This is a genomic window from Nonomuraea antimicrobica (assembly GCF_039536965.1).
Classification (GTDB): Bacteria; Actinomycetota; Actinomycetes; order Streptosporangiales; family Streptosporangiaceae; genus Nonomuraea; species Nonomuraea antimicrobica.
In genome coordinates this window covers 12,708-30,655 of record NZ_BAAAZP010000213.1, presented here as the reverse complement: position 1 = coordinate 30,655, position 17,948 = coordinate 12,708, and the positions used below count along the sequence as shown (strand labels likewise).

Genomic DNA, 17,948 nt, shown 5'->3' with positions numbered 1-17,948 from the left:
AGCCATGCGAAAAGGCAGAGCAGCAGCGATCCTGGCCGGGCTCACGGTAGCGGTCGCCGCCTGCGGCAACGCTCCGACGACGACCGAGCCCACCGCGTCGGGGTCGGCGCCCGCGACCGACGGCGGCGCCAAGCCGCTCGCGGGTGTGAAGCTCGAGGTCGCCGCCAAGTGGACCGGTGCCGAGCAGAAGAACTTCGAGCAGGTGCTCAAGGCGTTCACCGACAAGACCGGCGCCGAGGTCACCTATGCCTCCACCGGCGAGGACACCGGCGCCTACCTCGGCCCGCGCATCCAGGGCAAGAACCCGCCGGACGTCGCCATCCTGCCGCAGCCCGGCCTGGTCCAGCAGTACGCCGACCAGGACGCGCTCAAGGCCCTGGCCCCCGAGATCATCCAGGAGATCGACACCAACTACACCCCGTACTGGAAGGAGCTCGGCTCCGCCGGCGGCCAGGTCTACGGCGTGCTGATCAAGGCGGCGCACAAGTCGCTGGTCTGGTACAGCTCGACGGCGTACCAGGACGCGGGCGTGCAGCCGGCCACCACCTGGGACGAGCTGGTCAAGAACGCGCAGACGATCGCCGACTCCGGCACCCCGCCCTTCTCCGTCTGCGGCGCCTCCGGCTGGACGCTGACCGACCTCTTCGAGAACGTCTACCTGTCGAGCGCGGGCCCGGAGAACTACGACAAGCTCTCCAAGCACGAGATCCCGTGGACCGACCCGAGCGTGGCGACCGCGCTGGAGAAGATCGCGCAGATCGTCGGCAAGAACGAGTTCGTGGCCGGCGGCAGCTCCGGCGCCCTGCAGACCGACTTCCCCACCTGCGTGAGCGAGGTCTACAGCAACAAGAAGGGCGCCATGGTCATCGAGGCCGACTTCGTGGCCGTCGAGGCCCTGCAGTCGGGCGCCAAGGTGGGCGAGGAGGCGAAGTACTTCCCGTTCCCCAAGGTCGGTGACACCGCCCCGGTCGTCCTCGGCGGCGACGTCGCGGTGGCCATGAAGGACTCGCCCGGCGCCATGGCGCTGCTGCAGTACCTGGCCTCCAAGGAGGGCGGCGAGGTCTGGGCCAAGCTGCCCGGCTACCTGTCGCCGAACAAGAACGTCTCCCCGGACAACTACCCCGACGAGCTGACCAAGGCGCTCGGCCAGACCATCGTCTCGGCCGGCGACAGCGTCCGCTACGACATGTCCGACCTGGCCCCCAGTGCGTTCGGCGCCACCGACGGCAAGGGCGAGTGGAAGGTCCTCCAGGACTTCCTGCGCGACCCCAGCGACGTCAAGGGCACCCAGGAGGCGCTCGAAGCCGAGGCCAAGAAGGCCTGGAAGTAAAGAGGTAAGGCCGTGACCGAACGGTTGGACGGCCGGCAGGACCCGCCCGCGAACGTCGCGGGCGGGCCCCCCACCGGACCGGCTGATACCCCCCGCACAAGACGACGCCTCGGCCCCTCGCCGGCGGTCGCCATCGCCTTCCTCCTCCCCGCGGCGCTGCTGCTGGGCATCTGGGTGGTCTACCCGATCGTCTACTCCGTGTTCCGGAGCCTGTTCGACGCGACGGGCACCGGGTTCGTGGGCCTGGGCAACTACCTGACGATCTTCACCGACCAGGCCATGCTGACCACGGTCCGCAACAACCTCATCTGGGTCGTGATCGCTCCGATCATCGTCACCACGCTGGGCCTGATCTTCGCGGTGCTGACCGAGCGCATCAAGTGGGCGACCGCGTTCAAGCTGATCGTGTTCATGCCGATGGCGGTCTCGCTGATGGCGGCGGGCGTCATCTTCCGCCTCGTCTACGAGGAGGACCCCGAGCGGGGCCTGGCGAACGCGGTGCTGACCACCGTGCACGACACGTTCTCCTCCGCGCAGGGCTATCCCGAGGCCCGGCCGCGCGAGGGCGACGAGTCACCGGTCGCCGCCCAGGGCGGCGCGGTCGTCACCAAGCAGCCCGCCCAGGCGGGACAGCCGGTGCTGATCCCGATCGTGGGCGTCAAGCAGGAGCTGGTGCCCGCCTCCGCCGAGGCCGCGAAGGCCCCCGCGATCCCCGACGGCGTGTCGGGGACCGTCTGGTTCGACTTCACGCCGGGCGGCGGCGGCGCCAACAACGAGGTGGACGCCACCGAGAAGGGCCTGCCGGGCATGACCGTCGAGGCGGTCCAGAACGGCGAGGTCGCGGCGACCGCGACGACGGCAGCGGACGGATCGTTCCGCTTCGAGGGACTGCCGGCCGGCTCGTACGTCGTACGGCTGCCGCAGTCGAACTTCGAGGCGGCCTACGCCGGCCTGACCTGGCTCGGCCCGACACTGATCACGCCCGCGATCATCGGCGCGTTCGTCTGGGTGTGGGCCGGGTTCGCGATGGTGCTGCTCGCGGCCGGTCTGGCGGCGATCCCCCGGGACGCGCTGGAGGCGGCCCGCATCGACGGCGCCACGGAGTGGCAGGTGTTCCGCAAGATCACGGTGCCGCTGCTGTCGCCGGTGCTGCTCGTCGTGTTCGTCACGATGATCATCAATACCCTGAAGGTGTTCGACCTGGTGTTCATCATCGCGCCCCCCTCGGTCCAGCCACAGTCCAACGTGGTCGCGCTGGAGATGTGGCGCGTGTCGTTCGGCGGCGGGAACAACCAGGGGCTGGGCAGCGCGCTCGCCATCTTCCTGCTGATTCTGGTGCTCCCCTTCATGGTCATGAACATCAGGCGGTTCAGGAGGGGAGAGTCATGACGACCACGACAGCCGCCGCGCGGCCCAAGACGTCCGGGGTAGAGTCGGGCGCGCCGCGCAGGGGCGTGATCAGCAAGATCGTCGATCGCGTGGGCGGCGGCGCCGTCCAGGTGATCATGGTGGTGCTGGGCCTGTTCTGGCTGGTGCCGACGCTGGGCCTGCTGGTCGTGTCGATGCGGACGACGCAGGTCAACAACGCCGAGGGCTGGTGGACGGTCTTCACCAAGCCGGCCGAGCTGACCATCAGGAACTACCAGAACCTGCTCGGCAGCGGGTTCACCGGGTCGTTCTGGAACACCATCCTGATCACAGTGCCGACGACCGTCCTGGTGATCGGCATCGCGGCCATGGCGGCGTACGCGTTCGCGTGGATGGACTTCCCCGGCCGGGACCTGGGCTTCCTGATCGTGGTCGGCCTGCTGATCGTGCCCATCCAGATCGCGCTGATCCCCATCGCCGTGCTCTACGGCGGCAGCGGGATCTTCGGCAGCATCCCCGGAGTGGTGCTGTTCCACGTGGCCTTCGGCCTGCCGTTCGCGATCTTCCTGCTGCGGAACTTCTTCGTCGGCATCCCCTCCTCGCTCCTGGAGGCGGCGCGCATGGACGGCGCGTCGGAGTGGAAGATCTTCGCGACGGTGGTCTTCCCGCTGGGCAAGCCCGCCATCGCCTCGCTGGGCATCTTCCAGTTCCTGTGGGTGTGGAACGACATGCTCATCGCGCTGGTCTTCGCCGACTCCGGCAACCAGCCGATGACCAAGTATCTGCAGTCTCAGATGCGGCAGTTCGGGTCGAACGTCGACATCCTCTCGTCGGGTGCATTCATGTCGCTGATCGTGCCACTGATCATGTTCTTCGCGTTCCAGCGGTACTTCGTCCAGGGCATGATGGCCGGTTCCGTGAAGTGACCGCCCGCCCGCAAGGGCAGGCGGCAAGCCGGCGAGAACCGGTGTCGTGATCATTCTGGTACGGCCTGCGCCGAGGTTTCGGCCGCAAGCCGTACCAGACCTGGCTAAGCTCAACGGCCATGGCCGGTCTTCCACTGAACGAAGTCGTCGAAGCGGGATGGGCCCGTGCGCTCGAGCCCGTCTCCGAGCAGATCGCCCAGATGGGCGATTTCCTGCGCAAGGAAATCGCCGAGGGCAGGCAGTACCTGCCCTCCGGCGCGCACGTGCTGCGTGCTTTCAGCCAGCCCTTCGACGAGGTCAAGGTGCTGATCGTGGGCCAGGACCCCTACCCCACCCCCGGCCACCCCGTCGGGCTGTCGTTCTCGGTGGCCCCCGACGTGCGGCCGCTGCCGGGCAGCCTGGTCAACATCTACAAGGAGATGGAGACCGACCTCGGCCTGCCCCGGCCCGCCAACGGCGACCTGACACCGTGGGCCGAGCAGGGCGTCCTGCTGCTCAACAGGGTGCTCACCGTGATGCCCGGCAAGCCCGCCTCGCACCGCGGCAAGGGCTGGGAGCAGGTCACCGAGCAGGCCATCCACGCGCTCGTGGCGCGCGACAAGCCGATGGTCGCCATCCTGTGGGGCCGCGACGCCCGCAACCTCGCCCCGATGCTCGGCCAGGTGCCGCGTATCGAGTCCGCTCACCCCTCCCCCCTGTCGGCACGCAGCGGATTCTTCGGCTCGCGGCCGTTCAGCCGGGCCAATGAGCTGCTCACCCAGCAAGGCGCCACACCCGTCGAGTGGAAGCTGCCCTAGCATCTTCGCCATGAGTGATGAACCGAAGTTCCTGCGCCTCACGGTCGAACTGACCGTCGAGGTGCTCGACATGGACGCGCTGCAGGCCGCGGCGCTCGCCGAGATCAGGCACCCCGACGCTGATCTCACCGATGAGGAGCGCACCGAGCAGGCCGAACTGGTCGCCTCCGACGACAGCGGCGCCTCCGCGCTGCAGTGGCTGATCGAGCCCGACCACGTGCTGCAGCTCGTCGATCACATCAGCGAGATCGAGCCCCGCGAGGCCGTGCTGGGCGTGGAGCCGTCCGAGGAGCCTGGCGAGGAAGAGGTCGAAGAAGAGCACGACCACGTGTGACGTACGGCGGCAGCCACGGCGTTCCCAGACGTCGTGGCTTTTCGCTGGTTAAGATCGAGATCGTCCGGCACCCGCTGAGAGGGCACTCGATGATCGTCGCATTCTCCATCACCCCGCTGGGCGTCGGCGAAGGGGTCGCCGAGCCCGTCGCCCGCGCCGTCAAGGTCGTCCGTGACAGCGGGCTGCCCAACCACACCGACGCGATGTTCACCACCATCGAGGGTGAGTGGGACGAGGTCATGGACGTGGTCAAGCGGGCCGTCGACGCCGTGGCCGAGGTCGCTCCCCGGGTGGGCCTGGTGCTCAAGGCCGACCTGCGGCAGGGCGTCACGGACGCCATGACCTCCAAGATCGAATCGCTGGAACGCCACCTCCCCTGAGCCCCTGTCGAATCGCTGGAACGTCACCTCTCCTCAGCCCTTTCGGCCCCCGCTCGCCGGGGGCTTCTTCATGTGGAACGGTCCCCAAATCCCCTTATTCGAGATATATCTTGACTCGTTCCGCGGACGCGACATATCGTGTCGCTCGACACAGACGCGATAGTACGCGTTCTCGGAGGTGGATATCAATGAAACAAGAGCGAGTGCCGGTCCTGGTGGTCGGCGGCGGATACGCGGGCCTGAGCGCCGCGACGCTGCTGGCCTGGCGTGACGTGCCCGTCATGGTGGTCGAACGCCATCCGGGCACCTCCATCCAGCCCAAGGCGTTCGGCGTCGGGCCGCGCGCGGTGGAGCTGCTGCGGGTCGTACCGGGGATCGAGGAGGAGCTGGCCGGCATCTGGGCCGGGATCGGCGAGAACATGCGCATCGCGGTCGCCGGGAGCCTGACCGACCCGGACCCCCACATGATCATCAGCGACGAGCAGGAGGAGTTCGCCTTCCTGGCCGACCTCACGCCCGCGGCCATGGTCGGGGCACCGCAGGCCGAGATCGAGCGCGTCCTGCGGGTCAAGGCCGAGGAGCTGGGCGCCGACCTGCGCTTCTCCACCGAGCTGGTCTCCCTGGAAGAGGACTCCGCCGGAGTGACCGCGGTGATCCGGGACAAGGACGGCGATCGCATCGTACGGGCCGACTACGTGGTGGCCGCCGACGGGCACCGCAGCCCGCTGCGCGAGTCGCTGAACGTGCCCACCTCGGGCCGCGGGCCGCTGGGCCAGATGTGCTCGATCATGTTCGACGCCGACCTGTCCGAGCTGGTACGGGAGCGGGAGGTGACGCTCTGGTACCTGCGCAACGACGTCTTCACCGGCGTGATCGTGACCGGCACCGGGGTCGGGGCCCACGTGCTCGGCGTCAACCTCGCCGAGGGCGAGAGCGCGGCCGACTTCACCGAGGAGCGCTGCGTCGAGCTGATCCGTCTGGCGACCGGCCGGCCCGACCTCGACGTACGGGTGCTCGACCGGGCCATGATCGGCATCGCCCACCTGGTGGCCGACACCTACCGGGCGGGGCGGGTGTTCTTCGCCGGCGACGCGGCCCACACCATGCCGCCGACCGGCGGGCAGGGCGGCAGCACGGCCCTTCAGGACGGGTGCGACCTGGCCTGGCGGCTGTGGCTGGTGCTCACGGGGCAGGCCGGGCCCGGATTCCTGGACACCTACGACGCCGAACGCCGCCCGATCGGCAAGCTGACCGCCGACGCGCAACTCGCCGACCTCGGCGCGCGCATGCCTCCCGCGGCCCGGGCCGGTTATCCAGAACCCCTGGAGGACCCGATCGGCGCCCTTCTCGGACACCGCTACCACTCCACGGCGATCATCGACGAGCCCGGGGACGACGGCTCGATCCTGGAGGACCCGCGCGTGCCGAACGGGCGGCCCGGCAGCCGGGCCCCGCACGTGGTGCTCGACTGGGACGGGCAGCTCATGTCCACGATCGACCTGTTCGGCTCGGGGTTCGTGCTGATGGCGGCCAAGCAGGGCGGGCAGGCGTGGATGGACGCGGGGCGGCAGGTCAAGGAGCGGCTCGGGGTGGAGCTGACGCGGCTGCCGGTGGACGACGAGCTGCTGGACGTGGACGGGCGGTTCCTGGAGCGGTACGGCGTCAGCGGGGGCGGCGCCGTACTGGTACGGCCGGACGGCTACGTGGCCTGGCGTTCCCCGGAGGCGGACGCGAATCCGGCGGCCACCCTGGAACGCGTCCTACGCCGAATCCTCAGCCGCTGACCCCGCCCACGATCGGCCCCGGCCCTCATCCGCTTGCGAGGGGCGGGGCGTGAGTTCTCAGCCGAGGAGGAGGGCCTCGCGGCGGGCGTGCAACCTGTCGCGCAGTCGTTTCAGCTCGCGGCAGCGCTCCCCCAACTGCTTCACCACCTGTTCGACTTCGACGTCACCACCACTCCCGGCCTGGGCGGGAACGCTCATGCCCACGGCTTCTGCCCGTCGCGCGAACTCGGCCAGCGTCTCCTCCCGGCCACCGGCTCCGTCCAGGAGCGCGAGCCCGGCCGCTCTGGCACGTTCCCCGGCGGGCAGTTCCACGTCCAGCTCGGCCAGGAGCCGGCCGATGCCCAGCAGTTCGGCGCCGCGCGGATCGGCCGAACCGGTCAACCGGCGCTCCTCGCGCAGCAGCAACTCCTCGTAGAGCTCCCTGGCCGGGCCCACCTCGGCCAGCTCGCGCCGCACCGTCGCCAGCACCATCCGGTAGGCGCCCACCCTGGCCGCCCGCATGGCCACGCCCTCCTGGTCCCACACCCCGGCCGCGTCCAGCTCCCGTTGGGCCTCCCGCATCAGGGCGGACACCACCGTACGGCGTCCCTCCAGTTCCTCCCAGCGATGCGCCCGCCGACGTGCCGTGCGCAGGTCTTCGTCGATCATCTCGAACGGGATCACGTCACTTGGACGCGTCTACCGCCTCATTTGGTTCAGGACAACCATCCACTTTTCCCATCAAAGTAGACCAAAACAGTCACACAAGCCTCACTCGCTGTGAGCCTGGCCACGTGAGGCGTTGAACACTTGCACAGCATCCAATACATCTGTATAGAATCCTGGACGTGCGACCAATCTCTGAAGAGGACCTGACGACGCGAGCCCGCATCCGCGACGCCGCGATGGCGTTGTTCGCGGAGCAGGGCGTCAAGGCCACCACGATCCGCGGGATCGCCGAGGCCGCCAAAGTCTCCCCCGGCCTGGTGCAGCACCACTTCGGCACCAAGGAGGCGCTGAGACACGCGTGCGACGAGTACGTCCTCAGCTACATGCGCGAACAGGTCGACGCCGGCATCACCGGCCGCAACCTGGACAAGCCCGAGTTCGTCGACAACGTGCACCGCACCGCACCGCCCCTGATGAAATATCTCGGCCGCGCGCTCGTCGACGGCTCCCCCGCCGCCGCGGAGCTGTTCGACGAGCTCGTCCGCGTGACGGAGCAGCATCTCGCCCGCGACGACCGCACCGAGGCCGACCACCGCGCCCGCGCGACCGTCCTGACGGCGATGAAGCTGGGCATCACGGTGCTGCACGAGCACGTCTCCCGCGCGCTGGACACGGACGTCTACACCTCGGAGGGCGTGCTGCGCGTCGGAAAGGCCCAGCTCGACCTGATCAGACCGGAATTCCTCGGCCGCGAGCTGTTCGAACAGGCGCGGACGGGCCTGGAGAAGTACGAGGGACAACGATGAACGCCGCTGTGCGTGCCGAGGGCCTGGTCAAGACCTTCGGCCGGGCCAGGGCCCTGGACGGGCTCGATCTCACCGTCGAGACGGGCGAGGTGCACGGTTTCCTCGGCCCGAACGGTGCGGGCAAGACCACCACCATCCGTATCCTGCTGGGCCAGATGCGCGCCGACGGCGGCCGGATGACATTACTGGGCGGCGACCCGTGGCACGACGCCACCGAGCTGCACCGCAGGCTCGCCTACGTGCCCGGCGACGTCACCCTGTGGCCGTCGCTGACCGGCGGCGAGGTCATCGACCTGCTGGGCAGGGTGCACGGCGGCCTCGACCCCGAGCGACGCGCCGAGCTGCTCGAACGCTTCGAGCTCGACCCGCGCAAAAAGTGCCGCACCTACTCCAAGGGCAACCGGCAGAAGGTGGCGTTGGTGGCCGCCTTCGCCTCCGACGCGGAGCTGCTGGTGCTGGACGAGCCGACCTCGGGCCTCGACCCGCTGATGGAGGCGGTCTTCAACGACTGTGTCCTGCGGGAGAAGCGCGCCGGCCGCACCGTGCTGCTGTCCAGCCACATCCTGTCGGAGGTCGAGACGCTGTGCGACCGCGTCAGCATCATCCGCGCCGGTCGTACCGTCGAGTCGGGCAGCCTGGCCGACCTGCGCCACCTCACCCGTACCTCGGTGACGGCCGAGCTGATCGGGCCCGCGCCCGGCTTGGCCACGCTGCCGGGCGTGCACGACCTGACCGTCGACGGCGCCCGGCTGCGCTGCCAGGTGGACGGTGCCGCGCTCACCGCGGTGCTCGCCGAGCTGGCCAGGGCCGGCGTACGCACCTTGACCACGCAGCCGCCGACGCTGGAGGAGCTGTTCCTGCGCCACTACGAGGGGGCGGCCGGATGACCGGCACCTGGGCGCTGATCCGGCTCGTTCTGCGCAGAGACCGCGTGCTGCTGCCGGTGTGGATCGTGATCAGCGCGGTGCTGCCGACGAGCATCGCCTCCGCCACCGCCGACCTGTACGCCGACCAGGCCGCCCGCGACGCCTTCGCGGCGGCCTCCGCGGGCAACCCGGCGCAGTTGGCCATGCGCGGCCACATCTACGACGCGAGTGTCGGCGGCCTGACCGCCTGGACGCTCGGCTCGTCACTCGCGATGATCGGCGGGCTGGTCAGCATCCTGCTGGTGATCAGGCACACCCGGGTCGAGGAGGAGACCGGCCGGCGCGAGCTGCTGACGTCGGGGGTCGTCGGCCGCCACGCCCCGCTGGCCGCCGCGCTCGCGGTCGTGCTGGCCGCCAACCTGCTGCTGGGCGTGCTGTCGGTGCCCGCCCTGGTCGCGACCGGGCTGCCCACGGGTTCGTCGGTGTTGTTCGGGCTGTCCACGGCCGGGGGCGGCTGGGTGTTCGCGGCCGTGGCCGCCGTCACCGCCCAGCTCACCTCCTCGTCCGGTACGGCGCGCGGCATCGCGATCGCCGTCGGCGGCCTGTTCTTCGCACTGCGCTCGCTGGCCGACGCGGGCGGCATCGGCTGGCTGGCCTGGGTGTCGCCGTTCGGGTGGGTCCGGCTGACCAAGCCCTACGCCGGTGACCAGTGGTGGGTGCTGGGGCTGATCGTGGTGTTCGTCGCCGCCCTGGCGGCGGCCGCGTTCGCGCTGTCCACGCGGCGCGACCTGGCCGGGGGCCTGGTGTCCACCCGCCCAGGGCCCGCCACCGGGACGTTGTCGGGCGCGTTCGGCCTGGCCGGGCAGCTCCACCGGGGCACGCTCGCGGGCTTCGCGATCGGTTTCGGCCTGCTGGGCGCCCTGCTCGGCGTGGCGGCGCGCGGGTTGGACGCCCAGTTGGACACGCCCCAGTTCCGGGAGCTGGCCGCGACCGTCGGCGGCGCCGACGCCCACATCTCGGACGTGTTCTTCACGTTCGTGATGTACGTGCTCAGCCAGCTCGTCACGGGGGCGGCGCTGGTTTCGGCGCTGCGCGCGCGTACCGAGGAGGCGGCGGGCCGGGCCGAGCTGCTGCTGTCGACCCCCGTCGGCCGGATGCGCTGGGCGCTGAGCCATCTGGTGTACGCCATGGCCGGCCCGGTGCTGCTGCTGGCCGTGCTGGGCGCCATGGCGGGGCTCGCCTACGACGGCGACGTGGCCCGGGTCACCGTGGCCACGCTGGCCTACCTGCCCGCGGTCTGGATCGTGGTCGGGATCGCGACGCTCCTCTTCGGCGTGCTGCCCCGGTCGGCGGTGGCCGTGAGCTGGACCGTGCTCGGCCTGTTTCTCGTCGTGGACCTGCTCGCGGAGTTCAAGCTGGCCACCGGGGTCGTGCTCAACCTGTCGCCGTTCGTGCACGTGCCCGCCCTGCTGCTGGGCGACGCCTCGTCACCGGTGCCGCCGCTGCTGGGGCTCACGGCGCTCGCCGCCGCCCTGGCCGCGGCGGGGCTGGCGGGCCTGCGCCGCCGCGACCTGGTGCCCTCAGGCTGAACCGGCAACGACCGCCCGGCCCGGAGCCCACGGCGTGGACCGCAGCGTGATCAGGCGGCCATGGCGTGGGCCGGGTCGGGTGGGCGGCGGTCGATCGGGGTCAGGGTGGCGGGCTGGGATGCCTGGGTGGCGCAGAGCCAGTCGTTGAGTGAGCCGGTGAAGCCGGACGGTGGGCCGACCTTGAGGCAGGTGAGCTGGCCGGTGCCGGGGACGGGACCGATCTTCAGGCGGCGGATGCTGCCGGTGCGGCCCAGCTCGCCCACGTCGGCGTCGTAAGGAGTGAGCCGGACGCCGAAGGGGTGGCCGCCGTCGGGCTGGTCGGCGGTCTGTATGTGGACGACGTCATCGATCCTGCGGACCGTGGCCTCCGGATGACCGGCGAGGTAGGACAGGTGGTCGGTGACGAGGCGGCCCGCCACCGTACGGAGAAGGTTCGTCGCGCACAGGTTGTGGGCGCAGGCGGCGCCGTCGAGGGTGATCTCGGGGAGCGCGAAGCGGCGCAGACCCCTGGACGTGACGCGCAGGCAGTCGCACGCCCCCGTGTCGCGCGGGTCCCAGGGCGGGCAGGTCGCGGCGTCGTGGACCTGGACGTCCCAGGCCAGCCAGTCGTCGTCGAGCCGGAAGATCGTGGGCTCGCCCACGCATCTGCCGCACGTGACGATGGTCGAGCCGGTCAGCGGGTCGATGAGGAGGCCGTCGCATTCGCGGGCCAGGGCGCGGGCGGCGGCACGGGCCACCTGCGCGGCGGTGGGGAGCTTGTGCGGCGGCGCGGTGGCGGAGACCACCAGATGATGCCCGGTGCGGCGCAGGCGGCGTCTTTCGTCGTCGGCGAGGCCGGCCTCGACGGGTCTCCACGGGCTCGCGTGGTGGGTCACCGTCAGCGTGCCGTTGGCCACCGCCGTGATCGCGGCCCTCTTGTACGGCCCGCCGATGCGCCATGGGACGAAGGAGCGGACGTCGAAGGGCAAGTGCTCCATCGCGACGACGAAGAGGGACGTCATGGCGCCGGGCAGGGGAAGGTCGATCTGCATGGTCTGCGGCCTCCGTGAGTAAGGGGTCGGGCCGGGGCCCGGGAGGCACTCAGGATTGTCGACGGTGGGCGGCCCACGGGGAGTGGAACGGCGTTCTGTGGAGGACGGGGCGATATCCACAACCAGCGAGCCGGTCAGGCGGGGCGGATGATGGCCATCGACTGGGCCGGTAGCCGCAGCCCCTCCTCGCCCGCCGCCACCGGCTCGTCCGAGGCCAGCAGCACCGTCCCCGGTGACAACGGCAGCGTCACCGACTCCTGGGCGAAGTTCACCGTCACCGCCAGCTCCCCCCGCCACATCAGCAGCCACTTCCCCAGCGGGTCCACCTCCACCCGCACCCGGTCCAGGCGCGGGTCCGACAGCTCGGGCAGTGCCTTGCGCAGCGCGATCAGGTCGCGGTACCAGCACAGCAGCGACCAGTGCGCCTCCTCCTTCACCTCGCCCCAGTCCAGCTTGGAGCGCAGGAACGTCTCCTCGTCCGAGGGGTCTGGAGCCTGCCACACGTACCCGAACCCGTCGAACTCCCGCTCCCTCCGCGCACCCTCGCTGTCGCGCAGCTCCGGCTCCACGTGGTCGGAGAAGAACTGGAACGGCGAGCGCGCCCCCCACTCCTCCCCCATGAACAGCATCGGGGTGAACGGCGAGGTCAGCAGCAGCCCGGCGCCCAGCTTGAGCGCCGGGATCGGGAGCCGGTCGCCGACGGGCCGGTTGCCGATCTGGTCGTGGTTCTGCAGGCAGGCGACCAGGCGATGGCCGGGCACCCCGTCGAAGGGACGGCCGTGCGCGCGGGAGCGGAAGCTGGAGTGGCCGCCGTCGTGCAGGACCCCGCGCGTCAGCACCTTGGCCAGGGCGGAGAGCTGGGCGAAGTCCCGGTAGTAGCCGTGGGACTCGCCGCTGACCGCGCAGTGCAGGGCGTGGTGGACGTCGTCGTCCCACTGCGCCGTCATGCCCAGCCCTCCGGCGTCGAGTGAGCGGACCATGCGCGGGTCGTTGAGGTCGGACTCGGCGATCAGGGACAGCGGGCGGCCGACGGAGCAGGCCAGCGCGTCGACCTCCTCCGACAGCTCGGCCAGCAGGTGCTGGGCGCGCCTGTCGTGCAGCGCGTGCACGGCGTCCAGGCGCAACCCGTCGATGTGGTAGTCGCGCAGCCACTGCAGCGCGTTGCCGATGAGGTAGCGCCGCACCTCGTCGGACCCCGGCCCATCCAGATTGACCGCTTCGCCCCAATAGCTGCCGTCAAATCCGGAAAAGTACGGCCCGAACGGGTGCAGGAAGTTCCCCGACGGCCCGAGATGGTTGTAGACCACGTCCAGAACGACCCCGATCCCGGCCCGATGGCAGGCGTCCACGAACGACTTGAGCCCGTCGGGCCCCCCGTACGTCTCGTTCACGGCATAGAGATCGACCCCGTCGTACCCCCAGTTGCGCCCGCCCGGCACCGGCGCCACCGGCATGACCTCCACGAGGTCCACGCAGAGCTCCACCAGGTGCGGCAGCTTCTCGACGGCCGCCGCGAACGTCCCCTCGGGCGTGAACGTCCCGACGTGCAGCTCGTAGATCACCGCCCCGCGCAGGTCGCGGCCCTTCCAGTCGTGGTCGGACCAGGTGAAACGGTCATGGTCGTAGACCGCGCTCGGCCCGAAGACGCCCTCCGGCTGCCGCCGGGAGCGCGGGTCCGGGTAGGGCCCGTCGCCGTCCACCACGAACGCGTACCGGGTCCCGTGCCCGGCCCCCGCCACGTCGGCCGACCACCAGCCGTCCTCCCCGGGGGACATCGCCCGCCGCGCGCCCAGGACGTGCACGTCGACCGCCGTGGCCTTCGGTGCCCAGACCTCAAAGATCATGTCTCTCCAGGAGTGAGACCGGATACTGACCGAGCAGATGGGCGAGCGGGATCCGTCCGGTGTGCAGGCCGCCGGTGAGCAGGTCCCGCCAGGTGCCCGAGGGCAACGTCAAGGTCGTGGCGCCCCAGCCGGAGACGGCCAGGCCCACGGGGAGCCGGGTGGCGACGGCGACGGCGCACGGTCGTTCCCCCCGGGCGAAGGCGATCACGTGCTCGGCCCGCGCCCCCTCGGCCCGCAGCGGCAGGTAGGGGGCCGCGCCGCCCAGCCTCCTGCGCAGCCGCAGCGCCTGGGTGGTGACCAGGAGCTTGGCGGAGTCCCAGGCGGTCTCGGGCTTGCGCGGATAGGCCACGGGCCGCCGGTTGTCCGGATCGACCAGCGAGAAGTCGGTCGTCTCGTTGCCCTGGTAGACGTCCGGCACTCCCGGCATCATGAGCTGCACCAGCTTGGCCCCCAGCGAGTTGGACATCGCGTACGGGTCGATGCGCTCGGTGAACCCCCCGACCGGCAGGCGTACGGCCGCCTCGGCGAAGGCCCGCAGCCGCCGCTCATAGGACGGGTCGGGATTCACCCAGGAGGTCGCGGTCTTGGCCTCCCGCGCGGCCTTGAGCAGGTGGTCGGCGAACCGCTCGGCCGAGATCGGCCAGGCCGCCATGAGGTTCTGCCAGGCCAGGTAGTCGAGGTGGGGGTCGAAGCTCACCTGCGCCGACCATTCGGCCACCGCCGCCGCCCACTCCCCCGGCAGCTCCGACAACACCGACAGCCGGGCCCGCACGTCCTCCGACCGCTTGGTGTCGTGCGTGGACAGCGTGGTCATCGTGTACGGGGACATTTCCGCGCAGAAGTCGTGGAACTCCTCCACCGGCACCCCGAACCTGTCCGGCTCCCCGCCCACCTCGTTCAGGCACGCCAGCGGGAACCACCGGTAGAGCGCCGTGTCCTCCACACCCTTGGCCATGACCGGGCCGCACGTCTGCTGGAAGCGCACGATCGACTCGGCCGAGCCGTACAGGACCTCGCGGACCAGCGGCCGCACGGCGGGCGAGCAGGACTCGGCGGCCATCTCGACGATCTCCACCGACTCGGGCGGCGGCGGCTGCCCCGGCACCACGTACGCCCGGTAGACCGGCATCGCGGCGAGCAGCTCGCGCACGGCGGCCGGGTCGCAGGCGGTGGCCCTGGCCAGCCGGTCCACCTCGGCCCCGAAGAACAGGTCGAGCACCTCCCGCTTCGACTGGGCCATGACCGGCCGGTAGGCGGACGGCTGCCCGGTCAGCTCCGTGAAGAGCTGCACCAGCGGCGTCCTGCCTGCCGGGTCGACGAACAGGCCGTTGACCCGGTTGAGCACGTCGTAGCCGGTGGTGCCGTCGCACGGCCAGTCGGCCGGCAGCCGCTCGGGCCCGATGAGGATCTTCTCCACGACCGTCCAGGCGTCGCCCGCGTGCTCGCGCAGCCGATCCAGGTAGCCGCGCGGGTCGGCCAGGCCGTCGGGGTGGTCGACGCGCAGCCCGTCCACCAGGCCCTCGTCGAGCAGCCAGAAGATCACCTCGTGCGTGGCGAACAGCACTGACGGGTCCTCGACCCGCAGCCCGATCAGCGACGACACGTCGAAGAAGCGCCGGTAGCCCGGCCCTTCGCGCCAGCCGACCAGGCGGTAGTGGCCGGGGTGCGGGAAGGCGTGGTCGTGGTAGCGCAGGACGTCGCCGTCCACGACCGGTCGCGTGTCGTCACCCAGTACGGGCAGCGCGACCTCGCCGTCCACCCAGTCGATGTCGAACCAGTGCGCGTACGGCGAGCCGGGACCGCCCCTGAGCACCGACCAGAACTGGGCGTTCACCGTGTTCATGTGGTTGGGCACGATGTCGAGCACGATGCCCAGGTCGTGCCCGACGAGCTGCTGCGCCATCTCCCTGAAGCCCGTGGCGCCGCCGAACTCTTCCCTGATCCTGGAGTGGTCGGTGACGTCGTAGCCGTGCCGCGACCCGGACGTGGACTGCAGGATCGGCGACAGGTACACGTGGCTCACGCCGAGGTCGCGCAGGTAACCGGCGATCTCGGCGACCTGCGCGAAGCCGAAGTCGGGGGTGAGCTGCACGCGGTAGGTGGAGGTGGGCCTAGACACGGCGCAGCACCCGTACGCTGCGTCCCGGCACGGCGATGGCGTCGCCCGCCTTGACCATCCGCGCGTCGAGCCTGATCGGCAGGGCCGTGTCGATCTCCGTGTGCCACATCTCGCCGTAGTCCTCGGGGATCGTGAAGGTGATGGGGTCGTAGTGGGCGTTGAACAGCAGCAGGAACGAGTCGTCCCTGATCGGCCGGCCGCGCCGGTCGGGCTCGGTGATGGCGTCGCCGTTGAGGAAGACGGCCAGAGACTTGGCGTACCCGACGGTCCAGTCGCCGTCGGTCATCTCCTCGCCCGTCGGGGTGAGCCAGGCGATGTCGCTCAGCCCGCGTACCGGCTTGCCGTAGAAGAAGCGCCTGCGCCGGAAGACGGCATGCTTCTTGCGCAGCTCGGCCAGGCTCTGGGTGAACTCGAGCAGCAGCCAGTTCTCCCGCACGTCCGACCAGTCGACCCAGGTCAGCTCGTTGTCCTGGCAGTAGCCGTTGTTGTTGCCCCGCTGGGTGCGGCCCAGCTCGTCGCCGTGGGAGAGCATCGGCACGCCCTGCGACAGGAACAGGGTGGTGAGGAAGTTGCGCTTCTGCTGCTCGCGCAGCGACTCGATGGCGATGCCCGCCGGGCCCTCCTCACCGCAGTTCCAGGACCGGTTGTCGTCGGTGCCGTCGCGGTTGCCCTCCTTGTTGGCCTCGTTGTGCTTGTGGTCGTACGACACCAGGTCTCTCAGCGTGAACCCGTCGTGGCAGGTCACGAAGTTGATCGAGGCGGCAGGGCGGCGGCTGTCGTCCTTGTACAGGTCGCTCGACCCGGTGAACCGGGAGCCGAACTCGGGCAGCGTGGCCGCCTGCCCCCGCCACAGGTCGCGGATCGTGTCGCGGTAGCGGCCGTTCCACTCCGTCCAACGCGAGGGGAAGTTGCCGACCTGGTAGCCGCCGGGGCCCACGTCCCACGGCTCGGCGATCAGCTTGATCTGCGACAGCACCGGGTCCTGCTGCACCAGGTCGAAGAACGCGCTCAGCCGGTCGACCTCGTGCAGCTCCCGGGCCAGCGTCGAGGCCAGGTCGAACCTGAACCCGTCGACGTGCATCTCGATGACCCAGTAGCGGAGCGAGTCCATGATCATCTGCAGGACGTGCGGGGAGCGCATGAGCAGGCTGTTGCCCGTGCCCGTGGTGTCCATGTAGTAACGCTTGTCGTTCTCGACCAGCCGGTAGTAGTTGAGGTTGTCGATCCCCCTGAACCCCAGCGTCGGCCCCAGGTGGTTGCCCTCGGCGGTGTGGTTGTAGACGACGTCGAGGATGACCTCGATGCCCGCCTCGTGCAGCGAGCGCACCATCGCCTTGAACTCCAGCACCTGCCCGCCCCGCTGCCCCTGGCTGGAGTAGCGGTTGTGCGGCGCGAAGAACCCGATCGAGTCGTAGCCCCAGTAGTTGGACAGGCCGCGCTGCTCCAGGATGTGATCGGTGACGAACTGGTGCACCGGCATCAGCTCCAGCGCCGTCACGCCCAGCTTGGTGAGGTGGTCGAGGATCTCGGGATGCCCGAGCGCCGCGTACGTGCCGCGCAGGTGCCGGGGGATCTTGGGATGGCTGACCGTCAGCCCGCGCACGTGCGCCTCGTAGATCACGGTGTCGTGGTACGGCGTGGCGGGCGGCCGGTCGTGCCCCCACCCGAAGAACGGGTTGATCACGATCGACCGCGGCACGTAGGGGGCCGAGTCGAGGTCGTTCCTGAGGTCGGGCTGGCCGAACCGGTAGCCGTAGACGGCCTCGTTCCAGTTCACGCCGCCCTCGATGGCCATCGCGTACGGGTCGAGCAGCAGCTTGCTCGGGTTGCAGCGCAGCCCCTGGGCCGGGTCGCTGGGCCCGTGGACGCGGTAGCCGTAGCGCTGGCCCGGCCCGATGCCCGGCAGGTAGCCGTGCCAGATGAACCCGTCGACCTCGGCGAGCGGCACCCGGTCCTCGACGTTGTCCTCGTCGAACAGGCACAGCTCGACCTTGTCGGCCACCTCGGTGTAGAGCGAGAAGTTCGTGCCGGCGCCGTCGTAGGTGGCCCCGAGCGGATAAGGGTCTCCCGGCCAGATCTCGATCATCGAGGCTCCCTTGCGGTCTCTCCCATGGTCTGCTCCCCCG

General features: G+C 70.3%; 15 protein-coding genes. 10 read left to right on the top strand and 5 right to left on the bottom strand.

What is annotated here, in order from left to right; all coding sequences use genetic code 11:
• The first annotated feature begins 4 nt into the window (after positions 1-4).
• The 7 genes from ABD844_RS46180 to ABD844_RS46150 all read left to right on the top strand — a co-directional run bounded on the left by ABD844_RS46180 (position 5) and on the right by ABD844_RS46150 (position 6,919).
• Positions 5-1,330, top strand: a complete 1,326-nt coding sequence (locus ABD844_RS46180) for an ABC transporter substrate-binding protein (RefSeq protein ID WP_344893998.1) — start codon at positions 5-7, stop codon at positions 1,328-1,330.
• Between the two features lie 12 nt (positions 1,331-1,342).
• On the top strand, positions 1,343-2,719 hold the full coding sequence (locus ABD844_RS46175; RefSeq protein ID WP_344893994.1) for a carbohydrate ABC transporter permease: 1,377 nt from the start codon (positions 1,343-1,345) through the stop codon (positions 2,717-2,719).
• Positions 2,716-3,624 (top strand): carbohydrate ABC transporter permease, encoded by a 909-nt coding sequence (locus ABD844_RS46170; protein ID WP_344893991.1) that lies wholly within the window; start codon positions 2,716-2,718, stop codon positions 3,622-3,624. The genes ABD844_RS46175 and ABD844_RS46170 overlap by 4 nt, the downstream gene beginning before the upstream one ends.
• 119 nt (positions 3,625-3,743) lie before the next feature.
• Positions 3,744-4,421: a uracil-DNA glycosylase gene (locus tag ABD844_RS46165; protein WP_344893988.1), complete on the top strand. Its 678-nt coding sequence runs from the start codon at positions 3,744-3,746 to the stop codon at positions 4,419-4,421.
• Between the two features lie 10 nt (positions 4,422-4,431).
• On the top strand, positions 4,432-4,755 hold the full coding sequence (locus tag ABD844_RS46160; RefSeq protein ID WP_344893985.1) for a hypothetical protein: 324 nt from the start codon (positions 4,432-4,434) through the stop codon (positions 4,753-4,755).
• A gap of 89 nt (positions 4,756-4,844) precedes the next feature.
• Positions 4,845-5,135 carry an MTH1187 family thiamine-binding protein gene (locus ABD844_RS46155; protein ID WP_344893982.1) on the top strand — a complete coding sequence of 97 codons (291 nt, stop codon included), beginning with the start codon at positions 4,845-4,847 and terminating at the stop codon, positions 5,133-5,135.
• Positions 5,136-5,323: 188 nt separating this feature from the next.
• A complete protein-coding gene (locus tag ABD844_RS46150; RefSeq protein ID WP_344893979.1) occupies positions 5,324-6,919 on the top strand; it encodes an FAD-dependent monooxygenase in 1,596 nt (531 codons plus the stop codon).
• 57 nt (positions 6,920-6,976) lie between these two features.
• On the opposite strand, the gene ABD844_RS46145 is transcribed toward ABD844_RS46150, so the two are convergent.
• Positions 6,977-7,567, bottom strand: a complete 591-nt coding sequence (locus ABD844_RS46145) for a hypothetical protein (RefSeq protein WP_344893976.1) — start codon at positions 7,565-7,567, stop codon at positions 6,977-6,979.
• Positions 7,568-7,746: 179 nt separating this feature from the next.
• Here ABD844_RS46145 and ABD844_RS46140 point away from each other — a divergent pair, with 179 nt between their 5' ends.
• From ABD844_RS46140 to ABD844_RS46130, 3 genes are read left to right on the top strand one after another with little or no spacing between them, the layout of a single operon-like run.
• The gene (locus ABD844_RS46140; protein WP_344893973.1) at positions 7,747-8,373 is read left to right on the top strand and encodes a TetR/AcrR family transcriptional regulator; all 627 of its coding nucleotides are present in this window, start codon (positions 7,747-7,749) and stop codon (positions 8,371-8,373) included.
• Positions 8,370-9,260, top strand: a complete 891-nt coding sequence (locus ABD844_RS46135) for an ABC transporter ATP-binding protein (RefSeq protein WP_344893970.1) — start codon at positions 8,370-8,372, stop codon at positions 9,258-9,260. The genes ABD844_RS46140 and ABD844_RS46135 overlap by 4 nt, the downstream gene beginning before the upstream one ends.
• The gene (locus ABD844_RS46130) at positions 9,257-10,828 is read left to right on the top strand and encodes an ABC transporter permease (protein ID WP_344893967.1); all 1,572 of its coding nucleotides are present in this window, start codon (positions 9,257-9,259) and stop codon (positions 10,826-10,828) included. The genes ABD844_RS46135 and ABD844_RS46130 overlap by 4 nt, the downstream gene beginning before the upstream one ends.
• Positions 10,829-10,878: 50 nt before the next feature.
• On the opposite strand, the gene ABD844_RS46125 is transcribed toward ABD844_RS46130, so the two are convergent.
• The 4 genes from ABD844_RS46125 to glgX all read right to left on the bottom strand — a co-directional run bounded on the left by ABD844_RS46125 (position 10,879) and on the right by glgX (position 17,908).
• On the bottom strand, positions 10,879-11,859 hold the full coding sequence (locus ABD844_RS46125) for a hypothetical protein (RefSeq protein ID WP_344893964.1): 981 nt from the start codon (positions 11,857-11,859) through the stop codon (positions 10,879-10,881).
• A 134-nt stretch (positions 11,860-11,993) separates the two neighbouring features.
• Positions 11,994-13,703: a malto-oligosyltrehalose trehalohydrolase gene (treZ, locus tag ABD844_RS46120; protein WP_344893961.1), complete on the bottom strand. Its 1,710-nt coding sequence runs from the start codon at positions 13,701-13,703 to the stop codon at positions 11,994-11,996.
• Positions 13,693-15,822 (bottom strand): malto-oligosyltrehalose synthase, encoded by a 2,130-nt coding sequence (gene treY / locus ABD844_RS46115; RefSeq protein WP_344893958.1) that lies wholly within the window; start codon positions 15,820-15,822, stop codon positions 13,693-13,695. Before treY ends, treZ begins: the two co-directional genes overlap by 11 nt.
• Positions 15,815-17,908, bottom strand: coding sequence for a glycogen debranching protein GlgX (gene glgX, locus ABD844_RS46110; RefSeq protein WP_344893955.1), 2,094 nt, complete (start codon positions 17,906-17,908; stop codon positions 15,815-15,817). Before glgX ends, treY begins: the two co-directional genes overlap by 8 nt.
• Positions 17,909-17,948 lie beyond the last annotated feature (40 nt).

Bases quoted from the DNA above. Each gene is read 5' to 3' on its own strand.
- ABD844_RS46180 (WP_344893998.1), top strand. From the start codon at position 5: ATGCGAAAAGGCAGAGCAGCAGCGATCCTGGCCGGGCTCACGGTAGCG.
- ABD844_RS46170 (WP_344893991.1), top strand. From the start codon at position 2,716: ATGACGACCACGACAGCCGCCGCGCGGCCCAAGACGTCCGGGGTAGAG.
- ABD844_RS46165 (WP_344893988.1), top strand. From the start codon at position 3,744: ATGGCCGGTCTTCCACTGAACGAAGTCGTCGAAGCGGGATGGGCCCGT.
- ABD844_RS46160 (WP_344893985.1), top strand. From the start codon at position 4,432: ATGAGTGATGAACCGAAGTTCCTGCGCCTCACGGTCGAACTGACCGTC.
- ABD844_RS46155 (WP_344893982.1), top strand. From the start codon at position 4,845: ATGATCGTCGCATTCTCCATCACCCCGCTGGGCGTCGGCGAAGGGGTC.
- ABD844_RS46150 (WP_344893979.1), top strand. From the start codon at position 5,324: ATGAAACAAGAGCGAGTGCCGGTCCTGGTGGTCGGCGGCGGATACGCG.
- ABD844_RS46145 (WP_344893976.1), bottom strand. From the start codon at position 7,567: ATGATCGACGAAGACCTGCGCACGGCACGTCGGCGGGCGCATCGCTGG.
- ABD844_RS46135 (WP_344893970.1), top strand. From the start codon at position 8,370: ATGAACGCCGCTGTGCGTGCCGAGGGCCTGGTCAAGACCTTCGGCCGG.
- ABD844_RS46130 (WP_344893967.1), top strand. From the start codon at position 9,257: ATGACCGGCACCTGGGCGCTGATCCGGCTCGTTCTGCGCAGAGACCGC.
- ABD844_RS46125 (WP_344893964.1), bottom strand. From the start codon at position 11,859: ATGCAGATCGACCTTCCCCTGCCCGGCGCCATGACGTCCCTCTTCGTC.
- treZ (WP_344893961.1), bottom strand. From the start codon at position 13,703: ATGATCTTTGAGGTCTGGGCACCGAAGGCCACGGCGGTCGACGTGCAC.
- glgX (WP_344893955.1), bottom strand. From the start codon at position 17,908: ATGATCGAGATCTGGCCGGGAGACCCTTATCCGCTCGGGGCCACCTAC.